The sequence below is a fragment of the Croceicoccus bisphenolivorans genome (assembly GCF_001634625.1).
GTDB lineage: Bacteria > Pseudomonadota > Alphaproteobacteria > Sphingomonadales > Sphingomonadaceae > Croceicoccus > Croceicoccus bisphenolivorans.
Window position 1 is genome coordinate 1 of sequence record NZ_LRSE01000031.1, and the last position, 13251, is coordinate 13251.

Annotated in this window: 4 protein-coding genes and 2 pseudogenes; 4 read left to right on the top strand and 2 right to left on the bottom strand. The window is 56.1% G+C overall.

Going from position 1 to position 13251, the window contains the following annotated elements; genetic code table 11:
* Positions 1-358 precede the first annotated feature (358 nt).
* Positions 359-733: an MbcA/ParS/Xre antitoxin family protein gene (locus tag A7A77_RS16815; protein ID WP_066561079.1), complete on the top strand. Its 375-nt coding sequence runs from the start codon at positions 359-361 to the stop codon at positions 731-733.
* A gap of 91 nt (positions 734-824) precedes the next feature.
* Here A7A77_RS16815 and A7A77_RS16820 read toward each other — a convergent pair whose 3' ends face one another.
* Both A7A77_RS16820 and A7A77_RS18620 read right to left on the bottom strand, forming a co-directional pair.
* Positions 825-1979 carry a tyrosine-type recombinase/integrase gene (locus A7A77_RS16820; protein ID WP_066561081.1) on the bottom strand — a complete coding sequence of 385 codons (1155 nt, stop codon included), beginning with the start codon at positions 1977-1979 and terminating at the stop codon, positions 825-827.
* A 281-nt stretch (positions 1980-2260) separates the two neighbouring features.
* Positions 2261-2931, bottom strand: a pseudogene (locus A7A77_RS18620) (IS5 family transposase); the annotation flags it as partial.
* A gap of 236 nt (positions 2932-3167) precedes the next feature.
* Between A7A77_RS18620 and A7A77_RS16835 the strand changes: the two are divergent.
* The 3 genes and pseudogenes from A7A77_RS16835 to A7A77_RS16845 form a co-directional block, all read left to right on the top strand.
* Positions 3168-10466: an autotransporter outer membrane beta-barrel domain-containing protein gene (locus A7A77_RS16835; protein WP_047819503.1), complete on the top strand. Its 7299-nt coding sequence runs from the start codon at positions 3168-3170 to the stop codon at positions 10464-10466.
* Positions 10467-10567: 101 nt separating this feature from the next.
* On the top strand, positions 10568-12706 hold the full coding sequence (locus A7A77_RS16840; protein ID WP_066561085.1) for a tetratricopeptide repeat-containing sulfotransferase family protein: 2139 nt from the start codon (positions 10568-10570) through the stop codon (positions 12704-12706).
* Positions 12707-12886: 180 nt separating this feature from the next.
* A pseudogene (locus A7A77_RS16845) lies at positions 12887-13221 on the top strand (transposase); the annotation flags it as partial.
* Positions 13222-13251: the final 30 nt, after the last annotated feature.

Consider the following 13251-nt stretch of genomic DNA (forward strand, 5'->3'; position numbering starts at 1 on the left):
CCGGTCAGAAGCAGGGCATGGGAGACCTGCACCGCAGGGTCACGGACCCAAGGGGAACCCGCAGACGCCGGGTGGTGCGGGCAGGCAGCGCCCCGGCGATTGCACCGCAATCGCACGGAGGAGACGCTGCCAACACGGCCGGCAGGGCTGCGAGTTGCAGGGATCAGCTGACCTGGTTCAGGAATGTTCGCGACAAAGCCGGACTGGAATTCGGTGTCGGCAGGAGGATGGCCACTGGCCAGGCTCGCGGATCCGTGCCACGGTTTTTCGATCTGTGTAGCTTCAACGAGTCGATGGATGGGATATTATCGACATTGAACGACAGCACGATAATTCGTGCACGCGAATGAGTGGTGTGATGGTGGAATCACCAACGGCAACTTCCGAACGTTATGCGGTTCTGACCGCTGCCGTTGGGCGCATTGCCGATCTCTGGCAGTGGAGCGACAGCAGGCTCGGCGAGATTCTCGGCTTGTCGCCCGCTACCGTATCGCGCTTGCGGCACGGCCAGACGAGGCTCGATCCAAGATCAGATGCTTTCGAGGCGGGTCAGCTCCTGTTGTGCCTGTTCGATAGGCTCGATGCCCTGTTTGGCAGCGACGACGATGCCGCACGCCGCTGGCTCGAAGCTGACAATCTCGACATTGGCGGCAAGCCGATCGACCGGCTCGTTACGATGCGCGGCCTCATCGAACTTTGCGACTATGTAGACGATTGGCGCGCCCGCGCCTGACAACCAGCCCTGGAGCGGGCGGATTCGACACGCGGTGGATGCAGGACCCAGATCTCGATCGATCGAATCAAGTCTCAGTCCGTTCTGACCGTCAGGCCGACGAGCGGTTACAGAAGCTCCCCCACTGAGCCATCAGCGGCTTGCGCTTGTCGAGGTAATTCGTGCGCCGATAAGCAGCTTCAACCCTGTTGGCGACGGTATGGGCCAAGGCTGCTTCCGCAACTGCGCCTTGCACATTGGTTCTTTCCGCCACCCAATCCCTGAACGACGATCTGAAGCCATGAACCGTGTATTCAAGGTTCATGTCACGCAGCACTTTCAACAACGTCATGTCCGACAGAGGAATTTTTGGCCTTTGCCCCGGAAACACGAGATCGCTCACCTGACACTTGTAGAGCTTTGCCCGGTCCAAGACATCGAGAGCCTGTACGCTCAAAGGTACGATGTGCTCCTTTCCGGCCTTCATCCGCTCTGCCGGAATGGTCCAGAGCTTCTTCTTGATATCTATTTCCGACCAGCGTGCCCCGCGCACCTCGCCGGACCGGCATGCCGTCAGCACCGCAAGCTCGACTGCCAGCCGACCTACCGACAGGCGATCACGAACCTTCGCCAGGAAGGCAGGCACATCCTGAAACGGCATAGCTGCAAAGTGGCCATCCTTCTTCGGCTGCCGAGGCAAGCCGCGCGCCAATGACCGGGCAGGTGCCTCATTGGCACGGAAACCCTTGGCATATGCCCAATCAAGGACCGAGGTAATACGCTGTCGAACCCGTCGGGCGGTTTCCGGCTTGGTCAGCCAGATTGGAGCCAGGACTTCCTGGATGACCGGACCTTCGATATCCGAAACGAGCAAGTCGCCGAGGACCGGAAACGCGTATGTCTCAAGCGTCGAAATCCATTGCGCCTGATGCTTGCCGTTCTTCCATGTGGTCTTGTGCTCGTCATGCACTTGTCTGGCGGCCGTTTCGAAGCTTGGAATAACCCGACGCTCCTTCTTGCGCTCTGCCACAGGGTCCAGACCAGAATGTGCTTGCTTGCGGTAGATTGTGGCGGCCTCCCGCGCTTCGGCCAATGAAAGGGTGGAAAGCGAGCCGAGGCCAATATCACGTCGTTTGCCGTCGTGCTGCACGCGCAAGATCCAACTGCCTTTTCCGGTTTTGCCCATCACGAGAATCAAGCCGTCTCCGTCAGAGTAGCGACCGGGATCCTTGATATTCTTGATCTTGAGAGCGGTTAGATTACCCATGCCTCCGCCAAACCTTTCTTCCCACAGAATTCCCCACATATGCGCAGGGAACTATAAGAACATACCATGAACAATATGGACGCACAATAACGCCTAAAACTGCGCAAATGCGCCGTTTCATGGGTTTATATGGATGTTCTCGGAAGAGCTAGTTGGCGGAGACGGAGGGATTCATATCCCCTAGCTATAGTATTGTTTTAGAAATATTTTTCCATAGCTATTTGTTTCCAGAACCCCCTAAAATGCCCCCATTTAAGATCTGACGTGAATAGCCCCGAGTTTTTTAGTTTGCCGAACATGCGCTCGACGCGGTTGCGATCCCGGTATCGGCGATAATCGGGATGCTCTGGCACCTTGCGGTTCGAGCGGGGTGGGATGATCGGCAGTATGCCCCGGATCAGTAGGCTTTCACGGAAGCGATTCCCGTCATAACCCTTGTCTGCCAGCAGCGCCTTGGGCGTGGCGACCGGGATCTCCATCAGCGGCTCGGCTGCGGTGTAATCGGAGGCCTCACCGCCGGTCAGGATGAAGCCGAGAGGCAGTCCCTGATTGTCACAGCGGGCGTGGATTTTGCTCGTAAAGCCGCCGCGTGATCGACCAAGAGCGTTCGCACAAGCCCCCCTTTTTCGCCCGCTGCCGAGACGTGGCCGCGAACACTGGTGCTGTCGATCATGTGCTGCCAGTCGTCGGTCAGACCAAGATCAACCAGCATTTGCAGCAGCGCATCCCAGACGCCCTGCTCGGCCCATCGTCGGAACCGGACATAGACCGAGTTCCACTTACCGTATCGCTCGTGCATGTCGCGCCAGGGACAGCCGACCCGCAGCACGTGGGGCATGCCATTGAGGAAGCGACGGTTATCGCCCGCTGGCCGCGCCCAGCGACTACGCTCAGACGGCAGCGGCGGCCCGATCAGTTCCCACTCCGCATCGGATAAATCCCCGCGACCCATGACTGCTCCCCAAAAGCAGTCTTGAATCAGAACCGCGCAGGTTTGGGAATCCCTTTTGTCAACACAGCCTAGCAGTCTGAGGGGAAAGTTTTTCAACTACGACGGTAGACAATTGAGTGGGTGGCGGTTACGGCAGCCATCTGCGTAATGATAATTTAAGCTGCCTATTACAATAAGTTCGGAATGGTTTTGCTGCCCAACTGTGAAATTGGGCTGTATTTTACGGGGGTTTTGGAATGATTATCAGGTCGAATCGTGCTCTTGCCATCGGTGTGTCTGCCATGGCGATTGCCGCGGCATCGCCAGCTCTGGGCGGAACTCAGGCTGGCATTGGTCAGACAACCACTCAGGCAGACGTCAACTCGACACTGACAATCAGTCAGATCGGCGATGATTTCACTTTCGGTGTGGATGATACGGGTGCAACGGCAGCTGCAAACGTCAATAACGTTGCAACTGGTCAGGTCACCCAATCTGCCTCCGCCACAGGAGTGGGCACGGGGCTGGGTGACGCCAATATCGTTTTGACCAATGACGGTTCTGTGACGGTTCAGGCTCTTGCGGAGGCAAGCAATGCTGCTGGCGCTGCGACTGCAGATGCCGATATTCAGACCGGTTTCCTTCAGGTCGGCATTGGTGCTGCGAGTGCGACCCCGGTATTCGACAATAATGGCAGCCTGGCTGTCACGGCGACGGCCACGGCCGTTGCGTCTGATGGCGCTGATGCCGATGCTTATGTTGGTACAGGCATCTATCAGTCGGCCAATGCGGGCACGATGGCCAGCGCTACGCTCAACAACCCTGCTTCATCCGGTATCGTCATTTCGGCGCTCGCTGACGCTGCGGGCAGCACGGCTGATGCTTACGCGTCAATTGGGGATGGTATTGCTCAATACGCGCAGGGTGCAGATGCGGCGGCAAACATCGTCAATGACGGTGCGTTGGCCATAACTGCAACTGCAAATGCGGCGGGTACGGCAACGACCACGGGTATCGATGTTGATGCTGACGCTTATATAAATGACGGGGTATACCAGTCGGCCAGCGCTTCGACTGGTGCTGCCACGGTCAGCCTGTCAAACACCTCTTCAATCACATTGTCTGCCATTGCTGATGCTGTGAATACAGGTGGCTCGGCAGATGCCTATGCGTCTGTAGACAGCGCCCTGTCTCAGGGGGCCTATGGTGGTTCTGCGGCCAGTGCTGAGCTGACAAATGCGTCCACCGGTGCGATTGCCGTTACTGCAACTGCGCATGCATCGGGCACCAGTGCTGAGGCCGACGCTCAGAATGAATCTGCAATTTATCAATATGTGACCGCGGATGTTCAGGGTGGGACCGCCTCTGCTTCTGTAACCAATGATGGTGCGATTGATCTGACGGCTGCCGCTTCGGCCACGGCAACGGGATATGCGGATGCTGAGGCTACAGTTTCTGATGCCGTCAACCAATATGTTTACGCCTATGGTGGTGCGAGTGATGCCTCGGCTGTTCTCACGAATAATGCCACATTGACCATCGCTGCCGATGTCACTGCTGCTGGCGCGAGTGCAGATGCCTATGCATCTGTTGATGGCGGCATTTCGCAGGAGGCTAGCGCGTTTGACTCCGGCACCGTCCTCAGCGGAAATGCTGCTGTGTCGCTGGTCAATTCTTCGACCGGCGTTCTGGACTTCACTGCTGATGCATCGGCCAATGCAACGGCATCCTTTGCGGACGCCTATGCAACCGTAGAAGATGCGATTTATCAATATGCCCGCGCGGATGGTGGCGATGCATCTGCCAGCCTGACGAATGATGGTGCGCTGAACGTCGCGGCCAATGCCCTGGGTGTGTCCACCGGTAGCTCTGCTGATGCAACAGCCTATGTCGATTACGGCATCGAGCAGGAAGCTGATGGCTATCTGGGTGGGGGTGCTTCAGCGTCGTTCACCAACTCGGCTACCTACAATGTCACGGCGAACGCCGTGGCTACGGCGGCTGCCTATGCTGATGCTTACGCCTCTGCCTATGAAGCCATCTATCAGGATGTTTACACTACGGCGGGCGGTGATGCGACAGCGGATGTGGCCAATACCGGCACGATCAATGTCGCGGCTGATGCGACTGCCAACGGTGCCTCGGCCGAAGCGACGGTCTACGCGGATTATGCAATTTCGCAAAACGCTTATGCTGGCGCTTCGGGCACGATGCCGGGCGGTAACGCTGCCGTTTCGGTGACCAATGCCTCGACCGGCGTGATCAGCGTTACGGCAGATGCTGTCGCCAATGCGACGGCATCTTATGCTGATGCCTATGCCTCCAACTATGATGCCATCTATCAGTATGCGCGTGCATATAATGGTGACGCATCGGCCAGCGTAACCAATGAAGGTGCGCTGGATGTCACGGCAAGTGCCATTGCTATGTCAACCGGCAGTTCGGCTGAAGCATCGGCTGAAGTTTCCTACGGCATCTCGCAGAATGCATATGGCTATGAGGGTGGCAGTGCCTCGGCATCGCTCACCAACAGCGCGACCTATAATTTCACTGGCCTGGCGCAAGCGACCGGCGCTGCTGATGCAGAGGCGGATGCAGAGGCCAGCACGGCTGTCTATCAATATGTCCGCACCTATGAAGGCGGCGATGCCACGGCTGATGTGACCAATACCGGGACCATCACGATTTCTGCAGATGCGGCGGCGAATGGCGCCGATGCGGATGCCGAGGCAAGCGTTGAATATGGCTTTACGCAGAACGTTTATGCCTATGATTCCGGTACAACGCTGGGTGGCAGCGCGTCTGCATCGCTCACCAACGCGTCGACTGGCGTCATTAGCCTTTCGGCAGATGCTGCGGCCAATGCGACGGCATCTTTCGCAGATGCTTATGCGACGGCTTACGAAGCGGTGTATCAATATGCGCGGGCCGAAGGTGGCGATGCATCGGTTAGCATTACGAATGATGGCAGCTTTGACATCACGGCCAATGCACTTGCTGTGTCCACGGGCAGCTCTGCGGACGCAACGGCTTACAATGAATATGCATTCGAGCAGTCTGCTCGCGCCTATTTTGGTGCGGATGCGTCTGCTTCGATTGCAAACTCGGCTACGATCAATGTCACCGCAGCGGCCACGGCTACCGCGGCTGCCTATGCTGACGCCTATGTCAGTGCATACAATGCGATCGATCAGGATGTGGATTCCTACGATGGCGGTGGCAATGCCACGGCAGATGTAACCAATACGGGCAGCTTTATTGTCTCGGCAGATGCTGTTGCCAATGGTGCCTCTGCTGAAGCTACCGCCTACAATGAATATGCCATCGAGCAGGATGCCGATGCCAACAATTCAGGCACGGTGCTGAGCGGTGATGCCACGATTTCGCTGACCAATGCTTCAACCGGTGTGATCAGCATCACGGCGGATGGTGCGGCCAATGCGACCACATCCTTTGCTGATGCATATGTTTCCAACTATAACGCGATCGACCAGGATGCGAATGCGGGTGGTGGCAATGCCACTGTCAGTGTCACCAATGACGGCGCGCTGGACATCACGGCCAATGCTCTGGCTGTGTCGATGGGCAGCTCTGCCGATGCAACGGCATATAATGAGTATGCTATCGAGCAGGATGCATACGCCTATCTGGGCGGCAATGCCTCGGCTTCGATCACGAACACGGCGACTGTGAATGTTACCGCGGTGGCCACTGCATCTGCGGCTAATTACGCTGATGCCTATGTCTCCAACTATGAGGCTGCCAATCAATATGCCTACGCCATTGGCGGGGGCGACGCTTCCGTTTCTGTAACGAATAGCGGCACCTACAATATCTCCGCAGATGGCGTAGCAAATGGCGCCAGCGCAGAAGCGACCGTGTATAATGAATATGCCTTCAGCCAGACGGCCTATGCATATGACTCAGGCACGGTTCTCGGCGGCAATGCCTCGGCTTCGCTGACCAATGCTTCTACTGGTGTGATCAGTGTCACGGCCAATGCCTCGGCCAGTGCCACAACATCCTATGCTGATGCATATGTCACCAATTACGAAGCTATCGGGCAATATGTCCGCGCTGAAGGTGGTGATGCCTCTGTCAGCGTTACCAATGATGGCAGCCTGGATGTTGCATCCAATGCAAATGCCATTTCAGGCGGCAGTTCGGCTGAAGCGACGGCGTATAATGAATACGCTATCTCGCAATATGCCTATGCCCAGCAGGGTGGCAGTGCGATGGCGACAGTGTCGAATACCGGCACTTACAATGTCCTGTCCTCGGCTAACGCTGAAGGTGTGAACTACGCTGAAGCATATGCCACCGCCTATGACGCAATTTATCAGTCCGCCCGCTCTTATGGTGGCGATGCGACCGCTGATGTGACCAATAGCGGGTCGATGACTGTTGCGGTGGATGCAGCTGCCGTCGGTTCGAGCGCTGAAGCGACTGCATATAATGAATATGCGATCAGCCAGAATGCCTATGCTTACAGTACCGGCACGACGCCGAGCGGTAATGCTTCAGTTTCTCTGGCGAATGCTTCGACCGGTGTGATCAGCATTTCGGCTGATGCTACGGCCAATGCAGCTACCTATGAAGCAGAGGCCTATGCTTACGCATATGATGGCGTGTATCAGTACGCTTATTCGCAAGATGGCGATGCTTCGGTCGCATTGACCAATGACGGTGCACTCAGCGTTGCTGCAGTGGCCAACGCCGTTGGTGGTACGGATGCGAACGCCACGGCGACTATCGAATCCGGCATCTATCAATATGCCTATGCTGCGAATGGTACGGCCACGGTCGATTTGACCAACACTGGCTCGCTCGATTTCTCAGCAACGGCTCACGCGGTTGCAGGAACCTCTGGCACCAATGATAGTGCAACTGCCTATGCTACGGGCACGCCGGTAATCGATCAGTATGCCAATGGGTCAACCGTTGCGCTCAGCAACTCGGGTTCCATCAGCATTGTTGGTGCCGCGACGGCTACCGGTGATGAATATGCTCAGGCAGTTGCAGAATTCACTGGCGTTGAGCAGTACTCGACCGGCACTGACGGTTCTGTATCGTTCTCGAACAGTTCGGATGGCATGTTTGACCTGGCTGCTTCGGCAACGGCTACGGCTGATGTTGCAGATGCATATGTCTTCGTGCAGGGCGCGGAACAGCAGGTGTCGGTAACTTCATCTGCTGCGGTCAGCTTCAGCAATGCGGGGGCCTTCTCCGTGGCTGGAACAGCCAATGCAAATGGCGTGACCGCTGCAAGTGCAAGCGCCGTTGCAATCGGTGTAACGCAAGAGGCTGACGGTACGGCGCCAGCATACAGCTTTGCCAATAGCGGCACCTTCTCGGTCGCTGCTGAAGCCAACGCTGTGGCGGCTACAACCGCTACCGCTTATGCATTTGCTGGTGGTTACGGTATCTGTGTTTCGGGCGCGAGCTGCACGGGGCCGGTAAGCCTGACGGTTTCCAACTCGGGTGCGTTCTCGGTCACTGCCACTGCAACCGGCGGCACCACTGCCGAAGCACTGGGCATGTATCTGGGCGTGAACGGCACCGTGGAGGAATCGCTCGACGGTACGGTTGATAACAGCGGAGCGCTGGAAGCCTTCGCGATTGCCTCTGGCGCAACCGGCGATGTCGCCAGCGCAACCGGCCTCCACATGGAATCGGGTATCAACAATCTGACCGTGACCAATTCGGGCACGATCAGCGCATCGGCCCAGACGACAGGTGGAACTTCAACCGCCAACGCTGTTTTGGTGAGCGACTATGGTGTGGTTGTACCGGCTGGCACTGAAACCTTCACGTTGAACAATGATGGCGGCACGATCATCGCCCGTGAAAGCGTGGATGGCGGTGCAAGCTGGACGCATGGCATGGCGATCGACACCAGTCTGGCGCCGAATATGTCGGTTATTAATCTGTCCGGTGACGGTTACATCTACGGCGATATCGATATTGCCGCGGCAGATGTGATCAACCTGACGGGTGGCGAAACCGGCTTTGACGGCGTCATCAATCCGGGCATGGAACTGGAAGGTACTCTGAATGTCATGAGCGGCGGTACGCTTTATCTGATCGATGAGCCTACCGATAATCCGTCCTATGACGGCCAGGCCGCTGTCAATGTGGATGCTTTCAATCTTGCGGCAGGCGCTACCCTTGCGCTCCAGATGCCGAATGACGCAACCGGTACGGGCAGCTATCCCTTCGTGGTCGCGAATACTGCGGACGTCACGGATGCGACGCTGGAAATTCGTCCTTCGAGTTCCAACGGCCTGTATGCCGACAGCTACACATTTGAAGACGTTATCGATGCTGGCGCGTTGACGGGCCAGTTCGCGGATGTTGTGGTTTCCGGCGGCACGCCGTTGCTGACCTTCGCAGCATCCTATGACGCCAATGATAATGTCGATCTTACGATGTCACGCGTCGCATTCGATGCGATCCCGGGGCTCACGATCAACCAGGCATCGGTCGCTGGCGCTATTGAAAACGTCTACTCGAATGCTCTGACTGGCGGGTTCGCGACGATGGTTGGGAACCTGTTCACTCAGGATGCTTCAACCTACATCTCGTCACTGGATCAACTGACTGGTGCGCAATATGCAGGTTATCTGCAGTCACTGTCTTCACTGGGCGGACGTTTCAACAATCTGCTTGGTCAGGCCGGTACTTGCGCAGCCATTGCCGAGGATCGGGACACCTGCCGTAGTGAAGGTAGCGGCCGTATCTGGGGCCAGGCCAATTACGGCCATGTGAGCAAGGATGGCGACGTCGAAGCATCCAGCTACAAGGCCAACCAGTATTACATTGCACTGGGTGGTGACTTTAACGCTGGGCAGGATATCGTGGTCGGCCTTGGCGCTGCCTATGTCGATAACGGTCTGAACTTCGCCAACTATAACGGTGAAGTTGACGCTGACGGCTTCCAGATTGGTGCCTACGCCGTGTACAGCCCGGGTAACTACTACCTCAAGGCTGTGACCAGCTTCACGGATCTGAACGGTGACTCCTCACGCGATGTGAACGTCGGAACCACCGCTGGTACAGTGGTTGGTTCGCCGGATGCGCGTATCTGGGCATTCACTGCAGAAGGTGGCTATGACCTTCCCATGGGCACCTCCATCCTGACGCCTTATCTGGGCCTGGATTATACCGCTGCGAAGCTGAAGAGCTTCACGGAAACCGGTGTTGACGGTGCGAACCTGGATGTTGCTGGTGGAACGCAGAACCGCGCCGCGACCCGCCTGGGCGTCAAGTGGACCGGCAACTTCGGTGATGTTGTTCCGCAGCTGGATCTTGGCTGGCGTCACCAGTTCGGTGATAACCGTGCTGACTTTGCCGCCGCGTTTGATGGTGTTACAGCAAGCGACTTTTCCATCATCTCCCAGACTGAGAAGAAGGACCAGGCTCTGGTTGGCGCTTCGATCAGCGGGCAGCTTGGCGGCAATGTCGGCTTCCGGATTCGCTATCAGGGTCAGTTCAACGGAGATGTTGATAATCACAGCGGTGGTATCACACTGTTCGTCCCGCTGGGCGGCAAGTGATCGACAGCTGATCAGCTGAACCAAGTACAGGGGCGAGGGGGTTTTCCTCTCGCCCTTTGCATTACACATACCCGAAACTTTTTCGCTGGAAGCAGAGCAAGATGTCGCTGAAGAATGAAACCGTTACAGATCAGATGATTCAAAAAGTTCAGCAAGGTTCGCTGAATATGACTGAAGGTCAGGCCATTGCGATGGCGGGAGAGCTCTTCGGTCGCGGGAAATATGGGCAGGCCGAAAAGGTTTGCCGGCAAATCATTCAGCACCGGCCGTCGCACGCAGATGCGCATAACATCCTTGGCGTAACGTTGAATGCGCAGGGAAAAGCCAAGGAAGGTATTGCAAGCATCCGCCGCGCGATCAAACTCGCGCCGAAAATTGGCAGCTATCATGCCAATCTGGGCGAAATACTGCGTAAGAACGATAAGCTGCCCGATGCGCTCATAACTCTGATGGAAGCCGTCAAAATCGATCCGAAGAATGCGCAGGCGTTCAACAATCTCGGGATCGTTCGGTATGAGCGGAAGGAATATGACGCCGCGGTTGCATCCTATCGCAGTGCTCTCGAGATCAACCCGAAATTCCCCGAAGCATATAACAATCTGGGTAATTCGCTGCGTATGCAGGGCGACCAAGAGGAAGCTCTGTCTGCCTATCAGCAGGCCATTGCTCTTCGTGAAGTTTACCCTGAAGCATATAACAATCTGGGGACTTTGCTACGCGAGCAAAAAAAGATTGATCAGGCCGAACACGCGCTGAAGAAAGCGATTCAGCAAAATCCGGGTTACATTGAGGCCTATAACAATCTGGCGGCTGTGCACCATCTTGAAGGGAAGGATGTTGATGCATTGCGCCAGTTGGCGGAAGCCCTGCGCATCAATCCGCGCAATGCGGCCAGCCTGGTCTTGACCGCACGCATCCAGTTGAAGCGCGCCAATTACGAAGCATGTGAGAAAGCATGTCGGATCGTCCTGCATGATGATCCGTCAAATGCGGAGGCACTGACTGTTTTAGGGCAGTTGCTGCATGATCTGGATCGATATGAACAGGCGCTGCAGGTGCTTGAAAAATCGATCGAACTGGAACCGGATAATGCCGAGGCCAGAAGTTTCTACGGCGTCGTTTTGAAGTCGGTTGGTCGCATGGATGAGGCGCGCGAAGAGATTTTGAAAGCGCTGGAACTCAACGACACACTTTATGCGGCATATGCGAACCTGAACGACCTGGTTGATTTTGCGGAAGAAAAGGAACTTTTTGACCGCATTGAAGCCACGATGGAGGCGATTGAAGATCAGACTGCGGACAGGGTTCTGCCGCTGCACTATGCCTACGCAAAGGCGCTGGACGATGTTGGCCAGCATGAAAAGGCGCTGGAACATTATGTTGCGGGTGGGAAGCTGAAGCGTGCGTCTCTCAATTACGATGAAAAGGAATCCGCTGCGTTCCTTGAAAACATCAAAAAGACATTCAACGCAGAGATGTTCGCCAACCGCCCCTTCAAGGGAATATCCAATGATAAATTGATATTTATCGTCGGGATGCCCCGTTCCGGCTCGACCCTGGTTGAGCAGATAATTTCCAGCCATCCGGATGTTTTCGGCGCGGGTGAGGTCAAATATCTCAGCAATGCCGTTCACCTTCTGCGGGACCGCTTCCCCGGTCTGTCGCGTTATCCCGAGATCGTTGGGGAGCTGAATGAAGGACAGTTTGAGATCCTGGCGGATTCCTATCTGTCGAAGATTTCTCAATCGGCAGGCGATGCGAAGAAAATCACTGATAAATTGTTGACCAATTACTTCTTTGTCGGACTGATCCACCTTCTTTATCCAGAAGCCAAGATCATCAATACGCGGCGGGATTCTGCTGATAACTGCCTTTCGGCATTCACCAAATTGTTCAAGGACGACATGCCGCACAGCTATGACCTTGGCGAGCTGGGGCGGTATTATATGCGGTATGAAGGCCTGATGGACCATTGGACCAAGGTTCTTCCGGAGGGTGTTATGCATACTGTTGTGTACGAAGATGTGGTGAACAACACTGAACCGACAGTACGTGAGTTGATCGAATTTTCCGGCCTTGGCTGGGATGACGCTTGTCTTGAGTTCCACCGATCAAAACGTCCGGTCAAAACTGCCAGCGTCGCCCAGGTGCGCAAGCCAATCTACAAATCTGCGGTTGAGCGCTGGCGCCGATATGGGGCGGGATTGCAGCCGCTTCTTGAAGCGTTGGGCAGGGCGTAAAACTCGTTATCTGAAGTGCCGGTAAGGGCACACTGTCCCGAGCCAAGCCGGCAATGGCTGGACCCAGTTGACGTTGACATTGAACTTGTCGGGTTCCTGTGACGTGACCCCTGAATTTTGGACCGTTTCGAGTTAGAGTTTTCCGCCGTAGACATCCTTGGCTGGGCGAGGAGTTACGGCATGAAGGCATCGAAGTTCACGGACGCGCAGAAGGCGTTCGTTATCAAGCAGGGTGAAGAAGGGACGCCTGTGGCGGAGATCTGCCGGAAGGCAGGCATCAGCCAGGCGACTTACTTCAACTGGAAGAAGAAGTACGCGGGGCTGATGCCATCGCAGATGCGACGGCTGCGCGATCTGGAAGATGAGAACGGCCGGTTGAAGAAGATCGTCGCCGATCTGACGCTGGACCGCGAGATGCTGCAGGATGTCATCAAACGAAAGCTCTGAGGCCGGATCGCAAGCGCGAGATTATCGACGCGGTACGGCAGGACTGGCAGGTGACGATCCGCAGGGCATGGTAAGCGCTGTCGCGGTCCCACCTTGCG